The organism is uncultured Treponema sp. (assembly GCF_945873775.1).
In the GTDB taxonomy this organism is placed as follows: domain Bacteria; phylum Spirochaetota; class Spirochaetia; order Treponematales; family Treponemataceae; genus Treponema_D.
On sequence record NZ_CAMCEC010000001.1, the window covers coordinates 95,346 to 115,512 of the forward strand.

General features: G+C 38.8%; 21 protein-coding genes. 4 read left to right on the top strand and 17 right to left on the bottom strand.

The window, feature by feature from the left end; genetic code table 11:
* Positions 1-30: 30 nt before the first annotated feature.
* The 7 genes from ftsA to mraZ are packed head-to-tail and all read right to left on the bottom strand — an operon-like array spanning position 31 to position 6,513.
* Positions 31-1,275, bottom strand: coding sequence for a cell division protein FtsA (ftsA, locus tag Q0N70_RS00405; RefSeq protein ID WP_294012119.1), 1,245 nt, complete (start codon positions 1,273-1,275; stop codon positions 31-33).
* A 12-nt stretch (positions 1,276-1,287) separates the two neighbouring features.
* Positions 1,288-2,130, bottom strand: coding sequence for an FtsQ-type POTRA domain-containing protein (locus tag Q0N70_RS00410; RefSeq protein WP_294012122.1), 843 nt, complete (start codon positions 2,128-2,130; stop codon positions 1,288-1,290).
* A complete protein-coding gene (locus Q0N70_RS00415; RefSeq protein ID WP_294012125.1) occupies positions 2,123-3,331 on the bottom strand; it encodes an FtsW/RodA/SpoVE family cell cycle protein in 1,209 nt (402 codons plus the stop codon). The genes Q0N70_RS00410 and Q0N70_RS00415 overlap by 8 nt, the downstream gene beginning before the upstream one ends.
* A gap of 2 nt (positions 3,332-3,333) precedes the next feature.
* Positions 3,334-4,767, bottom strand: coding sequence for a UDP-N-acetylmuramoyl-tripeptide--D-alanyl-D-alanine ligase (gene murF, locus Q0N70_RS00420; protein ID WP_294012128.1), 1,434 nt, complete (start codon positions 4,765-4,767; stop codon positions 3,334-3,336).
* Positions 4,754-5,053: a cell division protein FtsL gene (gene ftsL / locus Q0N70_RS00425; protein WP_294012131.1), complete on the bottom strand. Its 300-nt coding sequence runs from the start codon at positions 5,051-5,053 to the stop codon at positions 4,754-4,756. Before ftsL ends, murF begins: the two co-directional genes overlap by 14 nt.
* The gene (gene rsmH / locus Q0N70_RS00430; RefSeq protein ID WP_294012134.1) at positions 5,053-6,036 is read right to left on the bottom strand and encodes a 16S rRNA (cytosine(1402)-N(4))-methyltransferase RsmH; all 984 of its coding nucleotides are present in this window, start codon (positions 6,034-6,036) and stop codon (positions 5,053-5,055) included. Before rsmH ends, ftsL begins: the two co-directional genes overlap by 1 nt.
* 33 nt (positions 6,037-6,069) lie before the next feature.
* A complete protein-coding gene (gene mraZ, locus Q0N70_RS00435) occupies positions 6,070-6,513 on the bottom strand; it encodes a division/cell wall cluster transcriptional repressor MraZ (RefSeq protein ID WP_294012137.1) in 444 nt (147 codons plus the stop codon).
* A 185-nt stretch (positions 6,514-6,698) separates the two neighbouring features.
* Between mraZ and Q0N70_RS00440 the strand changes: the two genes are divergently transcribed.
* Positions 6,699-7,436, top strand: a complete 738-nt coding sequence (locus Q0N70_RS00440) for a hypothetical protein (protein ID WP_294012140.1) — start codon at positions 6,699-6,701, stop codon at positions 7,434-7,436.
* On the opposite strand, the gene ruvC is transcribed toward Q0N70_RS00440, so the two are convergent.
* The 3 genes from ruvC to Q0N70_RS00455 form a co-directional block, all read right to left on the bottom strand.
* The gene (ruvC, locus tag Q0N70_RS00445) at positions 7,402-7,887 is read right to left on the bottom strand and encodes a crossover junction endodeoxyribonuclease RuvC (protein WP_294012143.1); all 486 of its coding nucleotides are present in this window, start codon (positions 7,885-7,887) and stop codon (positions 7,402-7,404) included. The two genes, Q0N70_RS00440 and ruvC, sit on opposite strands and share 35 nt — an antisense overlap.
* Positions 7,888-7,968: 81 nt before the next feature.
* Positions 7,969-8,712 (bottom strand): YebC/PmpR family DNA-binding transcriptional regulator, encoded by a 744-nt coding sequence (locus Q0N70_RS00450; RefSeq protein ID WP_288567500.1) that lies wholly within the window; start codon positions 8,710-8,712, stop codon positions 7,969-7,971.
* Positions 8,713-8,790: 78 nt separating this feature from the next.
* Positions 8,791-9,462, bottom strand: a complete 672-nt coding sequence (locus tag Q0N70_RS00455; protein WP_294012149.1) for an RluA family pseudouridine synthase — start codon at positions 9,460-9,462, stop codon at positions 8,791-8,793.
* Positions 9,463-9,556: 94 nt separating this feature from the next.
* On the opposite strand from Q0N70_RS00455, the gene Q0N70_RS00460 reads away from it, so the two are divergent.
* Entirely contained in the window at positions 9,557-10,714 is a 1,158-nt protein-coding gene (locus tag Q0N70_RS00460; protein ID WP_294012154.1) for a hypothetical protein, read from the top strand.
* Between the two features lie 30 nt (positions 10,715-10,744).
* Here the strand turns inward: Q0N70_RS00460 and Q0N70_RS00465 are convergent, their stop codons facing one another.
* Together Q0N70_RS00465 and Q0N70_RS00470 are read right to left on the bottom strand one after the other, a co-directional pair.
* Positions 10,745-11,392 carry a PTS sugar transporter subunit IIA gene (locus tag Q0N70_RS00465; protein ID WP_294012157.1) on the bottom strand — a complete coding sequence of 216 codons (648 nt, stop codon included), beginning with the start codon at positions 11,390-11,392 and terminating at the stop codon, positions 10,745-10,747.
* A 113-nt stretch (positions 11,393-11,505) separates the two neighbouring features.
* A complete protein-coding gene (locus tag Q0N70_RS00470) occupies positions 11,506-12,330 on the bottom strand; it encodes a hypothetical protein (RefSeq protein ID WP_294012160.1) in 825 nt (274 codons plus the stop codon).
* Positions 12,331-12,390: 60 nt separating this feature from the next.
* On the opposite strand from Q0N70_RS00470, the gene Q0N70_RS00475 reads away from it, so the two are divergent.
* Positions 12,391-12,831: a MarR family transcriptional regulator gene (locus tag Q0N70_RS00475; RefSeq protein ID WP_294012164.1), complete on the top strand. Its 441-nt coding sequence runs from the start codon at positions 12,391-12,393 to the stop codon at positions 12,829-12,831.
* Between the two features lie 195 nt (positions 12,832-13,026).
* Here Q0N70_RS00475 and Q0N70_RS00480 read toward each other — a convergent pair whose 3' ends face one another.
* From Q0N70_RS00480 to Q0N70_RS00495, 4 genes are read right to left on the bottom strand one after another with little or no spacing between them, the layout of a single operon-like run.
* A complete protein-coding gene (locus Q0N70_RS00480; protein ID WP_013701791.1) occupies positions 13,027-13,461 on the bottom strand; it encodes a response regulator in 435 nt (144 codons plus the stop codon).
* A 15-nt stretch (positions 13,462-13,476) separates the two neighbouring features.
* A complete protein-coding gene (locus tag Q0N70_RS00485) occupies positions 13,477-13,959 on the bottom strand; it encodes a chemotaxis protein CheX (RefSeq protein ID WP_013701792.1) in 483 nt (160 codons plus the stop codon).
* Positions 13,960-13,992: 33 nt separating this feature from the next.
* Positions 13,993-15,402, bottom strand: a complete 1,410-nt coding sequence (locus tag Q0N70_RS00490) for a CheR family methyltransferase (RefSeq protein WP_294012170.1) — start codon at positions 15,400-15,402, stop codon at positions 13,993-13,995.
* Positions 15,403-15,405: 3 nt separating this feature from the next.
* Positions 15,406-17,844 carry a chemotaxis protein CheA gene (locus tag Q0N70_RS00495; protein ID WP_294012173.1) on the bottom strand — a complete coding sequence of 813 codons (2,439 nt, stop codon included), beginning with the start codon at positions 17,842-17,844 and terminating at the stop codon, positions 15,406-15,408.
* Between the two features lie 169 nt (positions 17,845-18,013).
* Between Q0N70_RS00495 and Q0N70_RS00500 the strand changes: the two genes are divergently transcribed.
* Positions 18,014-19,258, top strand: coding sequence for a hypothetical protein (locus tag Q0N70_RS00500; protein WP_294012176.1), 1,245 nt, complete (start codon positions 18,014-18,016; stop codon positions 19,256-19,258).
* Between the two features lie 3 nt (positions 19,259-19,261).
* On the opposite strand, the gene Q0N70_RS00505 is transcribed toward Q0N70_RS00500, so the two are convergent.
* Entirely contained in the window at positions 19,262-19,939 is a 678-nt protein-coding gene (locus tag Q0N70_RS00505) for a response regulator transcription factor (protein WP_294012179.1), read from the bottom strand.
* Between the last annotated feature and the right edge of the window lie 228 nt (positions 19,940-20,167).

Sequence of the window (20,167 nt, forward strand, 5' to 3'; positions counted from 1 at the left end):
AGCAGAGCGCATCCAAAAATATTTAATTTATCAGTTTATCTTTTTTAGCAAGTTTTTAAACCAGCTGGACTTTGAATCCTGCTTTTGCTTTTTTGAAACTTTGCGGGAAACTGCCGCAGAAGAATCATCATTTTTATTCGCAAGAACCAGTCCAACAGCAGTTGCAAAATCCGCATTTCTATAAGAATCATCAGTTCCGCCAAAATCCGCGCAGCATCCGATTCTAACAGCCGTAGTTTTCCAAACTTCCTGCGCAAGAGTTTCAATTCCAGGCATAAGAGCGCCACCGCCAGTAAGAACAATTGTTCCCCTAAGTTCCGTAAGACCAGAGCGTCTGACAACTTCCTTTTTTGCGGAAACAAGAATTTCTTCAACACGCGCCGTTATAATTTCACTTAAAGCGGCTTTGTTTGTAAGTTCAGGCGGAAGTCCACCAACACCAGGAATTATAACTTCCTCATTTTCTTCGCCTTCATTAAGCCAGCAAGTGCCGTATTTTATTTTTAATTCTTCAGCTACAGAAAAAGGAACGCCCATTACTTCAGAAATATCATTTGTAACTCGGTTTCCGCCAGCCGGAATTGAAGTTGTAAAAACCGGAGCGTCTTTGTTCAGAACAATTACATCCGTAGAACCGCCGCCCAAATCAATTAGAATAGAACCAAGGTCGCGCTCGTCTTCTCTCAAAGTCGCATAGGCTGCAGCCAAAGTTTTCAGCGTAATTCTTCTAAGCTGATATTCTGCGCGCATTATGCATTCATTTATATTCGCATAGGCTGAAGTTGAAACTTTTAAAAGCAAAGTTTTTACTTCAAGGCGCACACCTTTTATTCCAATCGGATTCGCATATTCGCGTCCGTCAACAAGATATTCCTGCGGAAGAATGTGAAGAAGAATTTCGTTCAGCGGAATTGAAACAGCCTGGGCGCAATCCAATGCACGGCTCTTTGCTTCCATTTTGATTTCAACTTCACGGTTGCCGCCTTTAGGATCTGCGCCGACAACGCCAGTAGAAGGAAGACTTGTAACTTGAGAACCGCCAATCGAAGTATAAACTTCAACAACTGTTGTTCCTGCGCTGATTTCGGCAGTTTCAATTGTTTCTTTTATTACATTTTTTGTTGCATCAATATTGACGATTATTCCGTTTCTAACTCCCTGAGACGGCTTTTTTGAAATTCCTATTATTTCAATTTCGTCATTTGCATTTACTTCTGCAATAACTGTCCTGATCCAGCAAGTGCCAATGTCAAGACCAACAATCGTCCGAGCCAAAATATTCCTCACTCAACGGCATCTGTATGAAAGCGAATCGTATCGCAAATCAACTTCCACAACATCCGGTTCAATAGAATTTACAACGTCAAGAACAACCATCATGTACTTCAGCGCGTCTTCAGTCAAAGAGCGGTCGGTAAGAACTCTAACCTTTGCCTGCGTAGGATAAAGAACAAGCTCGTAGTTTCCATACTCTTTAGGCACAACCTGAATTTCTGAAATCGCGGCAAAATATTTCTGAGGCAAACTTCTTATCGCTGAAATTTGCTCCATAAGCACACGGTACTTTGCCGGAAGCCTCATTCCTTCCTGAAGATTTTCAATAGGAAGCCCTGAAATAAGAGGAATAGAACTGTCCTGCAAAATGGAATCTGACTGTATGCTGAATAGTACACAATTTTCGTCAATTTGAACAGACTTTGACACGCCATTTACAGAAAGAATAGTTTTTGCAACAGGAGCTCTTTCTTTTACTGAAATAAAAATTTTATCTGGAAAACGCTTGTCAACGGAAACTCTTTCAATATAAGAAACGTTGCTCAAAATTGAAGCCGCACGGTCTGTGTCAAATCCTGTCCAAGACGAATTTGAAAGCGGCGCAAGTCGTTCCGCAATATCTTTTCGCGCAAAAGAATCCAAGCCTGAATAAATTATAGCCGGATGTCCAAAGCAAGGAAGAACAAAAGCATAGATAATTCCTTCAACAAAAAGAAAAAATCCAAGCACAAAAACAACAATTTTGAGAACAATATATTTTTTTTCACTTGTTTTCTGGTCTGCTTTTTCAGAAGTTTTTACAGCTTCAAAAGAACCAAAAAATTCGTCAAAATCAGAAATCGCCGCATCACTCATATTCAACTACAACTCCCCCGATTGTTTCAATATTATCAAATTTATTTTTCAAAGTTTGCCCTGATTCTTTATCGGCATCGCAGTGGGAAGCGTTTATAATAAATCCGCACATGCAAAGCGTTATTATAAGGGACGAGCCTCCTGAAGAAAAAAAAGGCAAAGGAATTCCAGTTGTAGGAGAAGCTCCGCAGACAACGGCGCAGTTAAAAATCGACTGGCAAAAAATGCAAAGCGTGCACCCAAACGAACCGTAAGCCGCAAACCTATCCGGGCAGTTAAGCGCAATCTTAAATCCACGGCAGGCAAAAACTATAAGCAAAATAAAATAAGACGTTACGCCAAAAAGTCCCATCATTGTAGCCCAGCCTGCAAATATATAGTCAGTCTGAATTTCTGGAATCGAAGAAATTTTTTCAAGCCCGTCGCCAATTCCAGTTCCCCAAATTCCTCCTGCGCCAATCGCCCTTTCAGATGCTGAAGTTTGGTAGCCTGCCGTAAGCCTGAATTTTTCAGGAAAAAGATACGCAAGAATTCTCATTAATCGATATTCTTCCATGGAAACCAAAATCACTGCGGCGGGAATTGCAAGAATAGAAAACGGAATAAGCCATTTTAAAGACGCGCCAGACAAAATGAACATCGCCACGCCAAGTGCAAAAACAAAAATTCCAGTAGATAAATTTCTCTGGCAAAAAATCACAACAACAAAAAGCAAAAGAGCAACAACAGGATAAATAAATTCTCTGGAGCTTTCCTCGTATTCAGAAGAATGGGCATCAAACATGTGCGCCAAGTACATTACAATTGCAAACTTTACAAATTCCGACGGCTGAAAAGAAAATAAATGCGGAATCACAATCCATCTTGAAGCGCCTTTTCTTTCGCTTCCAATTCCAGGAAGAAACGCAAGAATGCAAAGAACAAAAGAAATCACGGCAAACATAAAAACAAATTTTCGAATTCTCTTTACTGGAACAACTGCAAAAAAAATCAATCCGGCAAAACCCACTACAGAAGAAACAATCTGCCTATTTAAAAAATAATTTTTATTTCCAAAGAACCGCTCGCCAACTCCAGGAGAACAAACGTAAAGTGTAAAAATTCCAAGTCCCCACAAAAGCAAAGTGCAGACAATAAAAACTGAATCACTTTTTCTATAATTTGACACAGGACGGTCGGGAAAAAATCTGTACTCTCCCATAATCACTCGTCTCCGCCAAGCAAAATTTTTGAAATCCGCTCAAGTCCCATTCCTCTTGAACCTTTTATAAATACAATTGAATTTGAACTTCCGCGCAAAACATTTTTTATTTCCAAAGCAGCATTTTCCATTGCATCTTGAGAATTTCCTGCAATAAAAATAATATTTTTTTCAGAAGAATTTTTTATCTTTTCAAAAGCAGATTTCATTTCTGTTCCAATAAAAATCACAAGGTCAGCGTCAGAATTTGATGCAAGAACTCCAGTTTTTTCATGTGCGGATTTTGAATCAGAGCCAAGCTCAAGCATATCGCCAAGAACAAAAATTTTTTTTGCGCCCGCCTCTTTTTTTACAGAGCCTATAAATTCAATAGCTTTTTCCATTGAATCAGGATTTGCATTGTAGCAGTCCTGCATAATAAAAAAATTTTTTCCGTCAAGAATTTCAGAGCGTCCGGACAACGGCTTTAAACTTGAAATTCCATCTGAAATTTGCCGGGAAGAAAGTCCAAGCACTTGAGCAAGAGCAATCGCGCCCAAAGCATTTTTGTAGTTGTATTTTCCTGGAAGCGGCAAAACTGTTTCAATTCCGTCTATGCTGAATTTTGTTCCTTTCAATCCCAAGTCGCAAATATATTTTACAGAGTCAGTGTCGTTTCCGTAGAACACAACTTTTCCATCAATTTCATTTTTTAGAAAATCAGAAAAATCATCGTCAATCGGAATTACGCCAGTTCCAAATCCGCCGAAATAACTGAAAATTTTTGCTTTCTCTTTCGCAATGTTTTCACGGCTTCCAAGAATTCCAATATGCGCCGTGCCTATATTTGTTACAATGGCAAAACGAGGTTTAAGAACAGAAGCGATTTCTCCGATTTCATTTTCACGGTTCATGCCCATTTCAAAAACTCCGCACTCATGCTCGGCTTTTATATTAAACACGGAAAGCGGAAGTCCTGTCTCGCTGTTTAAATTTCCTTTGTTATAAACAACATTGTATTTTTGCGAAAGTATTGAAACTAGAATTTCCTTTGTTGTGGTTTTTCCGCTTGAGCCTGTAACGCCAATTTTTATAAGATGCGGAAATTTTTCCACATAACGGGCAGCGGCTTTCTGCAAAGCTTCAAGAGTATTTTCTACAGCAATAAAAATTACAGAAGGATTTTTTTCATGAAGCTGAACAAAATAATTTCCGTTACCTTCAAAATTTTTCATGCGGATAAAAACTGCGCTTGCACCTTTTTCAATTGCCTGAGGAATATAAGAATGCCCGTCCTGATTTTCACCAATGAGCGGAACAAAAAGAGTATCTTTTTCAACTAAGCGGCTGTCTGTCTGAACAGACTTTATGCAGAGCGGACCGTTTCCAAAAACGTGCACGCCATAAACAGCCTCAAGTATTTCTTCCAGCGACAAAAGCGAATCATTTTCGTTCATTTTTTCTCATCTCCACGCGCACAATTTCTTCAGTTTCAGCTTTTCTCATGCCCAAATCATTTTCAGCAATAGTTTCAATTCTGTCTGAACTCGAAAGCACGCTTATGTCCGTTATAAGTTTTTTATTTTCTTCTATAAGTTTTTCCTGTTTTTTTTCAAGCTCCGAAACTTCTTTTTTTAGCTCGCGGTATTTGCTTGACTGAATTCCATTTAAAATCAAAAGCCCAGGAATTCCCAAAGCAAACACAACAAGGCAAAAATTTTTCAGCAAAGTTTTTATTTTCATTACAAAGCCTCCACTCCATAAAGCCGAAGCTTGTCTGCATCCCGAAGTTTTCGCACAACACGGAGTTTTGCGCTTCTGGAAGGAGAATTCGTTTTGATTTCTTCTTCGGAAGGCTCAACAGGTTTTCTTGTTAAAATTTCCGCGCATGGAGTTCCGCCGCAAACACATTCTGGAAATTCCGGCGGACAAACACATTGCTTTCCAAGATTGCGAAAATAATTTTTTACAATTCTGTCTTCAAGAGAATGGAATGTTATAACGCCCATTTTTCCGCCCGGAGCAAGAACATTGAACGCAGCGTGAATTGCTTCCGGCAGCCTTTTTAGCTCGCTGTTTACAAGAATTCTTAAAGCCTGAAACGTTCTTGTCGCAGGATGAATATTTCCGTATTTATATTTTGAAGGAACGGCATTGAAAATTATATCGGCAAGAGTTTTTGTTGAAACAATTTTCTGAGACTTTCTTGCAGAAACAATCGCGCTTGCAATCCGCCTTGAATATTTTTCATCTGAATAAAGATAAATCATATTTGCAAGCTCAGCTTCAGGCATTTCGTTGACGATGTCGGCGGCGCTTTCTTTTGTGTTTGGATTCAGCCTCATGTCAAGCTCTTCATCATGACGAAACGAAAATCCTCTGCCGCTTTTTTCATAATGAAAAACGCTGATTCCCAAATCAAACAAAATCAAATCAGGCTTTCTTTCTTCAGAATAATTGCAGTAAAAATCGTTGAACCAGCCGTTGTAAAACTTCATCCGCTCCCCGAATTCCGCAAGCCTTTCTTTCGCCCTAGCCTGAATAACGCTGTCAGCATCAAGCCCAAGAATTTTTAAAGTTGGAAATTTTTTTAAAAAATTAAACGAATGTCCGCCCTCTCCCAAAGTGGAATCAATCATAAAAGCGTCTTTTTCAAACGGTTCGCCCGTTGGAGAAAGAAATTTGAGACATTCATTTAGCAATACAGGAGTATGAACAATTTCCACTTTTTTCCAGCCTGATTTTTTGAGCGGCAAAACTCACATCAAAATATCACCCATAGTTTCCGCAGCCTTAAGGAACGAATCTTCAGTTTCATCAAGGTAAGCTCTGTACTTTTCAGAATCCCAAAGCTCCATGTACTTGTTGATTCCAAGAATCGTACATTCACCTTTAAGTCCTGCGTAATCTCTAAGCGTCTGGGGAATAGAAAGACGGCCGGATTTATCAAAGTCCAATTTTTGTGCAGGCGCAATAAAGCGTCGCATAACAAGGCGTTTCTGATCATTGAACAAAGACGCCGAGTCCACAATTTTTTTATTAAGAGAAGTCCATTCATCAATGGAGAAAATCATAAGACAGCGGTCGAGCCCCTGAGTTACAACAAGACTTTCCTGCTGCAAAACAGAGCGCAACTTCGCCGGAAACTGAATTCTTCCTTTGTCATCCAGCGTGTTGTTGTACTCGCCAAAAAGCATTTCCATGCCACTATCCACCACTTTACCCCACTATTTCCCACTTATTAAATATTTTATCAAAAAAAAACGTAATGTCAATGCAAAAACTCTCCGATAACCTGATTTTTATAGCTGAAAATTCAGCCGGACTTTAAAACTGTATAGTTGAGAATCTTTTTTATATCTGCTAAAAATCCGCAGGCTGCAAGAAAATGATAAACACACTGAATGAAACAAGCCTTCACAAGTCGCTAAAAGCCATTTACAGAATCCAATGCGACGGAAAATCGGAAGTAAAAGTCGGCGCGTACATTGCAGACATTCTTTGTCCTGACGACGGAATCATAGAAATTCAAACTGGAACACTTGGAAAATTGCTCAATAAAACTGAATTCTTTTTATCCGAAAAACGAAAAATAAAAATTGTCTATCCGCTTGCAACCATAAAATACATAGAAACAAAAGACGCCGCTACAGGAAAAATCACAAGGCGAAAAAGCCCTTTAAAAAAGAACATATATTCAGTTTTCAAGGAAATAACAGCTCTTGTTCCCGTTCTGCTCGAAAAAAAATTCACGCTGGAAGTAATCGAAGCTGAAATAACAGAAGAACGCACAAAAACGGAAGAGCCGGTCCAGTCAAAAAACAAAAGGCGAAGATTCAAAAGAAACTGGCAAAAAACAGGAAAGCGGCTTGAGCAGACAGGAAAAATTTTTACTCTGCACGGAAAATCATCTTATAAGAAACTGCTTCCAAAAAATCTTCCTGCCACATTTACTTCAAAAGATTTTTTTGAGCTTTTAAAGAAAGATGTTCCGCTTGTAAAAAGAAGCGATGCAAACCTTATGCTTTGGGTTCTTTCAAAAATAGAAATTATAAATACAGCCGGAAAAAAAGGAAACGCCAAAATTTATTCTATGCAGACAAAGTGCTGTGAAAATGCGTTATAGCTCCAGCAAGTGCGTCCGCGGCATGATCTGGACGAGGCGGCGACTTTAAATTCAACAGAAGCTGAACATACCGAGCAACCGTATCTTTATCTGCGCTTTTTGTTCCTGTAACTGCGCTTTTTATCTGATTCGGAGCATACATAAAAATGGGAATTGCCTGCTGAACAAGGCACAAACTCACAACGCCTTTTGCTTCCGCCACTGCAAGCGCGCTAGTTGTATTGCGGGCAAAAAACAAAGTTTCCATTTCAGCTTCTGTAGGACGAAACTCATTTAAAATCGCCAAAAGCTTATTGTAAATATAAAGCAAACGCACTTCATGCGAATCATTGCTTGAAGTTTCTATAACTCCATAACTTACAAGAGAAATTCTGGAATTTTCACAGTCAATTATCCCGAACCCAGTATGCGCCAGCCCGGGATCTATGCCAATAATCCGGCGTTTTTTCATCTATGCTGAAAAAAAAACAAGGCACTTGGACGAAACAAAATTCCGCACCAAATGCCTGCATAAAAACTAAAAAGTCAAAACTTAAGCTTCAGGATCGAAGTCTTCTGGATATTCAACAGTTGAATAAACGTTCTGAACATCATCATTTTCTTCGAGCTTGTCCAAAAGCTTCTGAACTTTCTTTGCAGTTTCAGCATCAACCGCTGTATAGTTAAACGGAACCATAGAAACAGCAGCAGAAAGTGTTTCCCATTCTTTAGCCTGAAGAGCTTCAAGAACTGCGTCAAATGAAGCTGGATCTGTTGTTACAGTAATAACTCCGTCTTCATTTACAACATCTTCTGCGCCAGCTTCAACAGCAACGCTCATAACATCGTCTTCACTTACTTTTTCTGCATCGTATTCGATAACGCCTTTGCGCTCAAACATACGGCTTGTAGAACCAGTTGTTCCAAGGTTTCCGCCGTTTTTATTGAAAATATTGCGAACATCAGCAGCTGCGCGGTTCTTGTTGTCTGTAAGAACATCTACGAGAACTGCAACTCCGCCTGGAGCATATCCTTCATAAACAAGCTCTTCATAAGAAACTGCGCCAAGTTCGCCAGTTCCTTTCTTTATAGCACGCTCAATGTTGTCTTTTGGCATAGAAGCAGCTTTTGCCTTGAGCATAGCAGTTCTAAGGCGAGGGTTAGAATCAGGATCTCCTCCACCCATTTTTGCTGCAATAGAAATTTCCTTTATGAATTTTGTGAAAAGCGCTCCACGTTTTGCATCAGCAATACCCTTTGCGTGTTTAATGGTTGACCATTTACTGTGTCCTGACATACGGAACTCCTATAAATAATAACGAATAAGTATAATATAGTACCATAAAACAAATAAATACGTCAATAACGAAACCTGTTATTGGCTGTTCAATGTATTTTTGATATGTTCAGGAAGCGGAATTTCAAAAGTCTGCATTTTACCGTCAACAGGCAAAGAAAGTTTTACAGACGCAAGATGAAGTTTCTTAATTCCGATTTTTCTTGCAAGCTTATTCTTTTTAAAATCTCCATGCTTGTCGTCTCCTGCAATCGGACAAGAAGCCTTTGCAAGCTGAATTCTTATCTGGTGCATACGGCCTGTTCCCAAAGCAAGCTTCAAAAAACTAAGCTCAAGATCTTCTTTCGTCTCTGGAAGTTTTACATTCCAAACCGATTCAACTTTGAAAAAAGTTTTTGCATTTTGAGTTCTTCCGTGGGCTTCAACAGTTCCTTCCAAAACGCCTGAATAGCATTTTTTTCCGTTCACAATAGGAATTCCAAAGCAAACCGCAACATATTCTTTTTTTACTTTTCCGCCTGAAATCAAGTTTGTCCACTTTGCAGCAGCCTGCGCGTTTTTTGCAACAACAAGAATGCCGGAAGTTTCTTTGTCCAGACGATGAACAAGAAAAATTTTGTATCCAAGCTGAATGGAAAGCTCTTCATCAAGCGGATGAGCAATTCCGGATCCGCCCTGAACAGAAACGCCAGCTTCCTTATTCACAAGAAGAATTTCATCGTTTTCAAAAATTATAGAAAAAGTTTTCATTTGCCGAAAATAAAAATAGAAAGAGTTTCAATAGCAAAAAACTTTTGAAACCAGCTCAATATTTAGAGTTCTATCTTAATTGAGGTTTGTAAAAATGACAAGCATTGCAAAAAAAACGGCCGCTCTTGCAGTTCTGCTTTTTATTTCAATAGAAATTTTTGCGCACAGAGTTTCATTTGAAGGATTTTCAAATTCAGTCTTTATTGATTTGCCTGAAGAATTTGCGCTCGTTCAGTCTCAAGGCGAAGATTCATTTCTTCTGCAAAGCAAAATTGCGCCGGTAAATTCCATAGTTAAAATTTACAAAAAGGAAAAATTCACTTCAGCGCAAGAAGCACTTGAAAGCACAATCAAAAAACTAAACCTCAAAACTCTTGAATCAAAAACTGCGCAATGGAGAAATAACGAAGCCTGCATTGCGGCGTTCAAGGGAAAAATTTCCGGAGTAGAAACACAAGGCTACGCGGCAGCTTCTGTAATTCCAGAAAACAAAAGCATTGCGGTTCTCGTTTCCTGGTGCGGCGCGGAATATTTTAAAAACACGGATTTTCTCATTGAAAGTTTTATCGATTCGCTTTGTGTTGATTCAGAAAGCTGTTTTTCACCGGGACTTTTTACATCGCTGTATCATCCTGCTTCCGGCAAGGAACAGCCGCTGAATCTCTTCATAGACAAAAAGAAAATTTCCACACAAATCGATTCGCTTGACTGCAAAAATTCAGAATATCTTATTGAGCGCGAATACAAAGTTCTTCAAATGTACATGAACAGTCCGCTTTGGAAAGAAGCTTGGCAACGTTACTACAGAATGATTTTTAAAGATTCGTGCAAGCGGCTTCAAAAAGTTTCATTTGACATTTACGGAGCTCTTGCGCCTGACTGCAAGGACGAAACTGATTTTGCGCAAAAACTTTTGTCATGGACTCAAGAATTCAAATACGAAAGAGAAAAAACTGCAAGCGACTTTGCTTCTCTTCCGTCTATAATTTCTGGCGGCGGAAGCGACTGCGACTCAAGATCCATGCTGATTGCAGTAATTCTTCAAAGTATGAACATAGATTCCATAATTTTTGTAAGCAGCGAATTTCATCACGCAGTTGCAGGACTTGTTTCGTCCCACCCAGGATTCGGCTTTTCAGTTGAAAGCAAAACCTATCTTACAGGAGAAACAACAGTGCCGGGATTAACTTGGGGAATTATTGACAAAAACCAAAGCGATTTTTCAAAATGGATTTCCGTAATGCTTCCATGAGCATTTTAAGCGCAAGGAAGCAATGCGGTTTTATTTTATAAGAAGATTGTAAGCATCCATAGGAGATTCCGAATTAAGAAGAGCTTCCCTCAAAGATGCGTCCTTTAGTTTTGCGCTAAAGAATGAAAGTGTCTTTAAATAATAGCTGTGCTGATTGTACGCCGCCGCAATCATAAAAAGAATTCTTACAGGAATTTCATCAACAGGCTGAAAACCAATTATGTCGCATTTTGAAATTCCTACGGACATAACAAGGTCAGTAACACTTGAAAGGCGCACATGGGGAATCGCAAGACCTCTGCCAATAGAAGTTGACATAAGCTCTTCCCGCTTGAGAATTTCAGCTTCTAGTTCTTTTGCGTCTTTTACCTGAGGCGCCGTAGCAAGATTCTGCGCAAGGCGGACAAGAGAATCATGCTTTGTCTGATGATTCATAAAAACAATCCGCTCTGGAGAAAGTATATTTTTTACCTGAACAACAATTTCAGAATCATTTGACTTTCCGCTAGAAGAAAGCCGCTCGTTTACCCATTTTTCAATTTCAGATTTTTTAAATCTCCAGACAGTTCCAATTTTTCCGCTTGGAATTTCGCCTTTCTGAGCCCAGTCATATACAGTACGCTCGCTTACACGAAGATATTTTGCAACTTCTTCAATTGTAAGAATATCATCTTCCATAGATTATGGCCTCTTATTTTTATTAAATTTCAACAATTGTATATATTGCGTCATTTTGCAATCTTTACGCTTTTTTGTCAATATTCGCAGAAACAAAACAACAATGTAAAAATTTAGGCTTTATTTTCTTTCCATGGAAAAAAGAAACCTTTTAATGTTCTTGGCCCCAAAAGTTTCCTGTCTTTAGCAAGCAAATCGCTCCAAGGCACATTCTTGCGTTCCTTCGCAGAAAGTCCCGGATTTACTTCAATCCAATCGTATTTATAAAGAAGAATACGAAGCGCATTTGTATTGGTAATCACAATTCCTGTCATTCCCGGATAAAGTCCAAAAGTAAAAACCGTAAGCAAAAGATTCAGCAAGTTGACAAAAGAAAGCGCAAACGTAAAACCAATATTGTCGAAAAAAATTATGTACGATTTTTTTAGGCACTTTTTAAATCCATTGTTCATAAGGCTTCTTACAGGCAAAAACCACTGGAGCGCAAAGAAAGTTGTGACTAAAAACCAAAATATCAAAACCATAAAAACAAACCAAACGTAGCTTCCGCTTGATTTCCACATTCTGAAATAAAAAGGCAAACTCACAGCCGCAATACAAATCAATGCGCCGGCAAACAGTCCGAACAATGCGCCGCTTTTAAATGAAGCCAAGAATTCCTTAAAAAAATCACTGTATCTTGGAGCATTAAAATTTGAAATTTTAGCGGCATTTTTTCCAGCGGCAAATCCCGTGGAGCAAATCAAAATGCAGCAAACCATCACAGAAGCAAAAATCAACGCCGTCCTAAATTCACCAGAAAAAGGCGAACTATAGGCAAACATAAAAATCAGATATGAAACAAAAAGCGCAATCAGTGAAAAAAAATTGCAGACAACAACATAAAAAAGATTGTCCCAGACATCGCATAAATTCTTTTTAAAGAAAAATCCAAACATGGAAAAAATAGTAATATAATTGCTGACAATTTGCAACGCTGATGATAAAATTAGAAAAATATGAAATACAATGTCAATTCTGTAATTTCGCTTATCTCAAGAATCCACATGCAAACCGCAGAATTTACAAACAAAATGCTTTCAAGCCACAATTTTGTTTCTTCCCACGGATTTATACTTTTTCTTTTATCTGAAAACGCAGAAATGTCCATGGGTGAAATTGCAAAGAAAATAAACAGAGACAAAAGCACCACAACAGTTTTAATTAGAAAATTGATTGATGAAAAACTCGTAAAGTCCGCGTCAAGCAGCAAAGACAGCCGGAAAAAAATAATTTCATTAACAGCTGAAGGAAAAAAATACAACAACTTTACAAGCGAAATTTCAAGCAAACTTCTTTCAATTTGCTATAAAAACTTTTCCGCGGAAGAAAAAGAAACGCTTCTAAATCTCTTAGAAAAAATGAGCGCAAACCTCGAAACAGAAGAAGCTAAAGCATGACACATGTATTCTTCATAAAAATACACAACACAAAAAGAAACCGTCCAATAAGTTCCAAATGTCATTGTCGTACTTGATACGACAATCTCTAAATGATTACAATACATACATTTAGATTTTCGGGTCAAGCCCGAAAATGACATAAACGATACTTACGGAACAGCCCCTTTTCTATTCAAGACAAATTTTATAGTTCTATTTTAAAGCCGCGCTTATGCGTTCCAGTACTTTTTTGCGGTCCAAAGGTTTTACAATATAGTTTTTTGCACCGCTAAGAAGAGATTTTTTTACAAGCTCTTCTTTTCCAAGCGCACTGACCATTACAACCTTGGCATTTTTGTCAAAAGCAATAATCTGCTCAAGAGCTGTAATTCCGTCCATGCGAGGCATTGTTATATCCATTGTTACCAAGTCAACATTTGGACAAAGCTCTTTATATTTGTCAACGCCTTCTTTTCCGTCCTGAGCTGTAGCAACGATTTCATAACCATCACTAGAAAGAATCTGAGTGAGCTGTTTTGCAACAAACATAGAATCGTCTACAACTAGCACGCGGTACTTTGTGCCGTCAAGTTTTTCACCTTCAGGCGGACGCTCATTAATAGATGGAAAATCCTGTTTTGTTTTCATTCTAAACTCCTTATATTATGTGCGCTCGCGGATTGCGACGTTAACTTCAATTTTGCCATAGTCAGTAATAAGAGGAACAATGAGAGCTTCTACATTGTCTGTTGTTCCGCCCAATGCCGCTATTTCCATTTTTTCACCTGCAAACAAGGCAGGAGGTGTAAGGTCAAATTTAAAACCAAGATCATGCAGTTTTGTAACAGACTGAGCCGTAATCAAATTTGCAAGCTCACTGATAGTAGCCTTTGCTAAGTCGTCAAAAGCCGGCAATTTTTCCTCATTCATCTTGGAAGCAATGTTCAATGCAGTTTCAAAAGTCATGTCGAAAAGGACACGGCCTTCAACATCTCCTGCAAGACCAACAAGAGCCGCAACACCCATTACAGGCATAGCAGTTGACTTTAAATACAAGTCGCCTCTTTTTACTTCTGCCCCGCCCAAAACTTCTTTCAACACACGGTAAGAAGTTTCAACAAATGGATTAATATACTCTACTCTCATTAATAACCCCCTGAAAAAAACATATTTTCTAGCCTATTTTTTATATACTGAAATATTTTCCGGCGCATTTACCTTGTTCCAACCTGGAATCTGAATATTTTCATTGTCTCCAACTATGATAACGCCATTGCCTTTAGTTTTTTCACTAAACTCAGACAAAAGAGTATTCCTTGAAGCATCAGGCAAGAACGCAAGCAAATCTCTCGCAAACACAATATCTATAGGAGGAAGATTATTTGTGTTTACGCAGTCATGGTATTCAAACATTATAGAATCTTTTATGTCCTTGTTAAACGCATACTCGCCGCTTACAGTCCGCACGGTATAAGGCTGATACCAACTGTTGCTAGCTTCATCCGAAAGCGTCATAAGAGGAGCATTTGAAACGCTAAGCAAATCAATATCATGGCCATAAATTCTAATTTTTGCAGACGGATATTTTTTTCTCAATATGCACGCCAAAGAATAAGATTCGTAGCCTTTTCCGCAGCCCGGATTCCAAACAACAATATTTTTTGCGCTGTTGTCTGGAAGCATTTTTTCCACAGCATCCGCATATTCTTCTGTCCACCAGTTTCCTGTGCATTTTGAATAGAACGGATTCAAGAACAAATCCGCATCGGTTTCATTTTGAAGCTGAGTTTTTCCTTCGCCGCGCTCATTGCTCCATTCTGCATATCTTTTTTCAGTCCAATCTTTTGTAATTTCACTTACGTAGAATTTTTTGAAATTTTTAAGCGAATCAGCTATGAAATTTAAATCCTGAACTGAATTCTTTTCTTTTTCAGCAGGCTTTTCTGTTTCAGGAACAGACTTTTCAGGAGAAGCAGCAGATTCTGCAAGTTCAGCTTCCTGCCTTAATTTCGCCTGATTCTGGGCAGTTTCTGCAAGCTCTTTTTCTTCTTCCGGAGTTCTGTGGCCAAAAATTCTGTCAATGTCCAAAAGAACATAAAGATTATTTTCGGATTCAACAACGCCGTAAATGTACTTTATGTTTATATCGCCAAACAAAGGATGCGGTGGCTGAATAGAACTTTTTTGAATTCCAACAACCTTGTCAATTTCGTCAACTACAATTCCAAATGTCTGCTCGCCAACTGAAACAATCAGCAAATTTTCAAGGTAATCGTCATCATGCTCTTGAACTTCACTGTTGAAAAAAAGGCGCAAGTCAATAATCGGAATAATATCGCCGCGCAAATTGTAGACACCGCGGACAAAAGGAAGCGCATTCGGAACATAAGTAAAACGTCCGGCTTTTGCAATTTCCTTTACTTTCATAATATCAATGGCATAATCTTTTCCAGACAAAGAAAAAGTAACCATTTTGAAATCTACAACAGTAATCTTGTTTTTTTCTTCTGCAAGCTGTTCCGAAGACAAGCCTTCAGCTCTGTCCATTGTATTTGCAAGCACACTAAGTCTTTCTTGAATTGTCGCCATACACTAACCTCTTGCCGCAGCTGATTTTATAGCTTCCGCTTCACGTACTTGCTGTGCATCAAGCTCCTGCTTTACACCAAGCTCAAGAAGCTGGTTCACATCAATAATAAGAGAAACTGAACCATCTCCAAGCACTGTCGCGCCAGCAATTCCAGGAGAAGAAGTAAACTGATCCTGAAGCGGTTTTATTACAACATCCTCTTCGCCAATAAGAGCGTCAACCATAACGCCGATTTTCTTTTCCTGAGAACCAACAATAACAATAAAGCAATATTCATCATTGTCTGTCTTGCGGATATTAAAGAGTCGTCCAAGACGCAGAATCGAAATAACTTCATTGCGCACATTCAAAACTTCATAGTTGTCAATTGTATTTATTGTGTCAAGTTTTACACGCTGGCTTTCAATAACATTGGCAACAGGAATAGAGTAAACTTCTTTTCCAACACGAACCAAAAGTCCCTGAATAATTGCAAGTGTAAGCGGAAGTCTTATAGAAAACTTCGAGCCTTTTCCTCTTTCGCTTGTAACATTGATTGTTCCTTTTAGTTTTTCAACCATTGTCTTTACAACATCAAGACCTACACCACGCCCAGAAACACTGCTGATTTTGTCGCTTGTAGAAAATCCCGGAAGGAAAATAAGATTATAGGCATCTTGATTTGAAAGAATTTTATTAGGACTTATAAGACCTTTCTTGATTGCCTTTTCTCTGACTTTATCAACTTCAATTCCAGTACCGTCATCAATTATATCAATGACAATCATGTTGCCTTCATTTGCAGCGCGCAAAGTCAAAGTTCCAGTTTCGTCTTTTCCGCTTGCCTTTCTTTGCTCCGGCGGCTCAATTCCGTGGTCAACAGAATTTCTTACACAGTGCATGATCGGATCCAGCAAATCATCAACAACAGTTTTATCAAGTTCTGTATCTTCACCTTCAATAACAAGGTTGACTTTTCTGCCCAAATCACGGCTCAAATCACGGACAACGCGCGGAAATCTGTTGAAAATAGTTCCAATAGGAACCATTCGGATTTTCATAACGCCTTCCTGAAGCTCGCCTGTAATGCGTCCAAGATTCTGCGTTGTAGAACGGTATTTTGTAGAAGAAGACTTGAATTCATTTTCAAAAGCATCGAACCATGAGGACATAGAACCAAATTCTTCTGTCATCTTCTGCATAATTTCTTTCATTTGAACGCCATTTTGAAGCTCTTCAATATACTTTGGCATACATTCCATAAGACGGCGATGCTTTTCTTTGAAAGAAAGATTCAAATTCTGAAGTTTTACCTGCAAGTCCGCCATGTGGAGTCCGTTCTGGTTAAACGCGGCTTTTGTAATAACAGTTTCAGAAACAAGATTCATAAGATTGTCAACACGCTTTGAATCAACTCTTAAAATTGAAGACTGATTTACAGCATGGCCAGCAGCAGGCTTTTTTGCAGGCTGCGCATTATTCTGTGCAGGCTCAGTTTTATTTTCTTCTGCCGGCGAAGCAACTGGAGTTCCCGCAGCTTTAGGCTGTTCTTCAGCAGCAGGCGCAGAATCTTTAACTTTTTCCGGCGCAGGAGTCTGAACTGAAGGAGACGCAACAGCAGAAGAAGCACCAGAAACTGTCTGGGCATCAACAGCAAGAGTTACATCATCCAAGAAAGCCGCATCTTCAAGAGCAGAGCCTTCATTTGCAGAAGAAACATAGTAAACAACTTGCGGATGGAACTCATCCTCGTAAAGCTCTTCAAAATCAGGAACAGTCTTTAAAACAGTTCCGCAGTTCTTTAGAGCCGCAAAAACCTGAATTCCGCCAACGCTGTTCATTGGATTTGATTCATCAAAAGTAACATTCACAGACCAAAGCTTCTGGCCTTCTGGAACTGCATTTTTAAGTTCTGTATATTCGTCATCAGATAACGGCGGAACAGGCGGCATTCCATTGGAAGGCTGAACCGCTGGCTTTGGCTCACTGACAGCCGGTTTTTCAGCAGGAGCAGCACCAAGCATTCCAGACGGAAGTTTTACGTGCGCGCTCTTCTTTGGAGCTTTTGCCGGTATAAATGAATTGATTTTCTGGACAATAGGAGTTATATCTTCCTGATAAACAGAACCATTGCTTCTTGCATCAAGCATAGCTTTTATAGTATCTATAGAAGACAATAAAACATCTACAATAGGCTCAGAAACTGCAACAAGACCGCCTCTAAGCGCATCAAGCAAATCTTCCACATCATGACAGAATGTTGCAAGTTCATTCATTTCCACAGTAGCCGAACCGCCTTTCAACGTATGCGCCGCTCGGAAAATTTCATCTATGGCATCATGATTTGAAGGATCATTCTCTATTACAAGAATGTTGCTTTCAAGAGTCTCTACCTGCTGTTCAGCTTCCGAAAAAAAATCCTTCAGAAGCTCTTCATTATTGGCATCAAGATAATCACTCATAGAATATATTTTAATCGAATATAATAAAAAATCAAGTAAAGTTTAATCTTTTTTATTGGAACATCTTAAAAAATCCAAATGTTAAGTTTTTTTCTATTCTTCCGAAAATCAAAGGACGGAAGATTTTTTCTTTATTTCTTGCACTGAAATTTTCCGCACGGAGGACTAATTGAAACGAATTCTTTGCGCAGCCGCCATTTCAATTTCAGCAGCTTTAAATTTATTTGCATTCGAAAGTCCGTATTTTAACGGATACACAGGATTTCTTGCCGGAATCCAAAATGAATACGACTCTGAAAAATTTGATCCGGCTTTTACAGGAGAAACTTTTTTTGCAGGCCAGATTGACTTTGGCGGAAAACTTTTCCTAAGAGGCGAATTCTACGCCAAGGCAAACGACATATTTGAATACGACTCTTTGAACGGAGACACTCCAAATTCATATCTTAGAGTGGAAGAAGTTTCAGCAACATACACAGTCAATTCGGCGCACGCCTCTCATTACATAAGCCTTTACTACGGAAATTTTGAACCGGTCGGCTCAGATTTGTTTCTTCAGCGGCAGTTCGGAATAAAGCCAATCCGCTCTTCATTTACAGAAAGTTTCCGCGGACTTGCAGGTGCCAGTTACTACCCTCTTTATGCGCAGGGAATCGGCTACACATTTCATCCGGAAGGAACTTTTGCGGCGGGAATAAATCTTTACAAAAACAAAGCTGCAGAAGATGAAAATCAGGATGACGTTCTGAACCTTGACTTGAGGCTCGCATCTCTTGTTGGAATTTCAACAATTGATTTTTCAGCCGGGCTTGCACTTCCTTCCGAAGTAAACAGCGAAGATAATGACGCGCTTGTGTACATAAAAGAGCTTCAGCTTCACGGCGGACTGAATTTTCTTATAGGAAACAGAAACACAACTTCTCTTTTGCTTCAGGGCGGCGTAAACAAATATATTTTAAGAAAAGGCAACAGCGATTCTGATTCAGACAAACTGGAAATAAAAGATGTCTGGGCATTTATTGAGCCAAGAGCGCAGGGCAAATATATTTCTATTGATACTTCTGGATTTATTTTTCCGGCGGAAGCTGCAGAAGATATGATTTTCCTTAGAAATATAATAAGAAGATACCCTGGAACTGAAAATGTTTTTGGAATGAATTTAAATATCCACACAGACAGGCTTTACGCAGGAGCAACAAGACTTTCTGTTGGAGCTCACACAACTTTTGCAGTTTCGCGGATTGATCCAGACGGAGATGACGAGCAAGAAAACAGCCTTTGCATTTCGCCTTATGCAGGAATAGAAATTCTTGGAGGAACATTAAATGCATCACTTTCTGTAAATTTGCTGGATCTTAAAAGTGATCCGGAAAAAAGCTATTCAGCTACAATCGGATTCAAAACAAAATTCTAAAAGCTAAGAAATTTCCTCCAAGGAGTAGCCTATGCCGCGCGCAGTTCTTATCCGTGCGTTGACATTGAGCTGATCCATTTTTTTTCTGATAAAGGAAATATAAACTTCAACGTTGTTATATTCAGCCGCACTGTTTCCGCCCCAAATCTTTTCTATAATAAGCTCTTTTTTTACAATCTGATGCGGAAACTCAAATAAAAGCGTAAGAATCAAAAGTTCCTTTAAAGAAATTTTCATAGATTCGCCACTGGAATTTTGAATTTCGCATGAATTTTTATCCAGCAGAAAATTTCCCATTGAAACTGTGCTCGACTTGAATTCACCTTTTCGTCTTGTAAGAGCTTTTATCCTTGCAAGAAATTCTTCAAATGAAAAAGGCCGTCTTATATAATCGTCCGCGCCTGAATCAAGGCCTTCAACAATTTCATCAACAGAAGGATTTTCGGACATAAGAAGAACCGGAACAAAATTTTTTTTCTCACGGAGAATTTTTACCGCCTCAAGTCCGCCTATTTTCGGAAGAGCAGTTTCAATGACAAGCGCGTCATAAATTTCAGAAGAGGCATATTCAATAATTTCTGTTCCCGTGTAAACTGTGTCAGTTCCAAAATGATTTTTTTGCAAGAACTCAGCCAAGGCCTGTGAATTTCTTACATTGTCATCGGCAAGTAAAATTCGCATAAAGTTTATTATAAGACAAATTTTCAGTAAACAAAAGGGCAAATATAGTCTGAATATCAAGTTTTGATAAAAACAACTACTTTAGTGTCATTCCCATGCTACGACATGGGAATCTATTGTAAAATTCTAATAGATTATCAACCGAGTTTCTTTTAGAAACATCGCAGAATCTAGCCCGATAATGACATTAAATTATAAAATCGAATTTCAGACAGTTCAAAGCATTCT

Bases quoted from the DNA above. Each gene is read 5' to 3' on its own strand.
- Q0N70_RS00455 (WP_294012149.1), bottom strand. From the start codon at position 9,462: ATGAAAACTTTTTCTATAATTTTTGAAAACGATGAAATTCTTCTTGTG.
- Q0N70_RS00440 (WP_294012140.1), top strand. From the start codon at position 6,699: ATGATAAACACACTGAATGAAACAAGCCTTCACAAGTCGCTAAAAGCC.
- Q0N70_RS00475 (WP_294012164.1), top strand. From the start codon at position 12,391: ATGAAATACAATGTCAATTCTGTAATTTCGCTTATCTCAAGAATCCAC.
- Q0N70_RS00480 (WP_013701791.1), bottom strand. From the start codon at position 13,461: ATGAAAACAAAACAGGATTTTCCATCTATTAATGAGCGTCCGCCTGAA.
- Q0N70_RS00450 (WP_288567500.1), bottom strand. From the start codon at position 8,712: ATGTCAGGACACAGTAAATGGTCAACCATTAAACACGCAAAGGGTATT.
- Q0N70_RS00485 (WP_013701792.1), bottom strand. From the start codon at position 13,959: ATGAGAGTAGAGTATATTAATCCATTTGTTGAAACTTCTTACCGTGTG.
- mraZ (WP_294012137.1), bottom strand. From the start codon at position 6,513: ATGGAAATGCTTTTTGGCGAGTACAACAACACGCTGGATGACAAAGGA.
- Q0N70_RS00460 (WP_294012154.1), top strand. From the start codon at position 9,557: ATGACAAGCATTGCAAAAAAAACGGCCGCTCTTGCAGTTCTGCTTTTT.
- murF (WP_294012128.1), bottom strand. From the start codon at position 4,767: ATGAACGAAAATGATTCGCTTTTGTCGCTGGAAGAAATACTTGAGGCT.
- Q0N70_RS00490 (WP_294012170.1), bottom strand. From the start codon at position 15,402: ATGGCGACAATTCAAGAAAGACTTAGTGTGCTTGCAAATACAATGGAC.
- Q0N70_RS00410 (WP_294012122.1), bottom strand. From the start codon at position 2,130: ATGAGTGATGCGGCGATTTCTGATTTTGACGAATTTTTTGGTTCTTTT.
- ruvC (WP_294012143.1), bottom strand. From the start codon at position 7,887: ATGAAAAAACGCCGGATTATTGGCATAGATCCCGGGCTGGCGCATACT.
- Q0N70_RS00495 (WP_294012173.1), bottom strand. From the start codon at position 17,844: ATGAGTGATTATCTTGATGCCAATAATGAAGAGCTTCTGAAGGATTTT.
- ftsL (WP_294012131.1), bottom strand. From the start codon at position 5,053: ATGAAAATAAAAACTTTGCTGAAAAATTTTTGCCTTGTTGTGTTTGCT.
- Q0N70_RS00505 (WP_294012179.1), bottom strand. From the start codon at position 19,939: ATGCGAATTTTACTTGCCGATGACAATGTAAGAAATTCACAGGCCTTG.
- Q0N70_RS00465 (WP_294012157.1), bottom strand. From the start codon at position 11,392: ATGGAAGATGATATTCTTACAATTGAAGAAGTTGCAAAATATCTTCGT.
- Q0N70_RS00470 (WP_294012160.1), bottom strand. From the start codon at position 12,330: ATGTTTGGATTTTTCTTTAAAAAGAATTTATGCGATGTCTGGGACAAT.
- Q0N70_RS00415 (WP_294012125.1), bottom strand. From the start codon at position 3,331: ATGGGAGAGTACAGATTTTTTCCCGACCGTCCTGTGTCAAATTATAGA.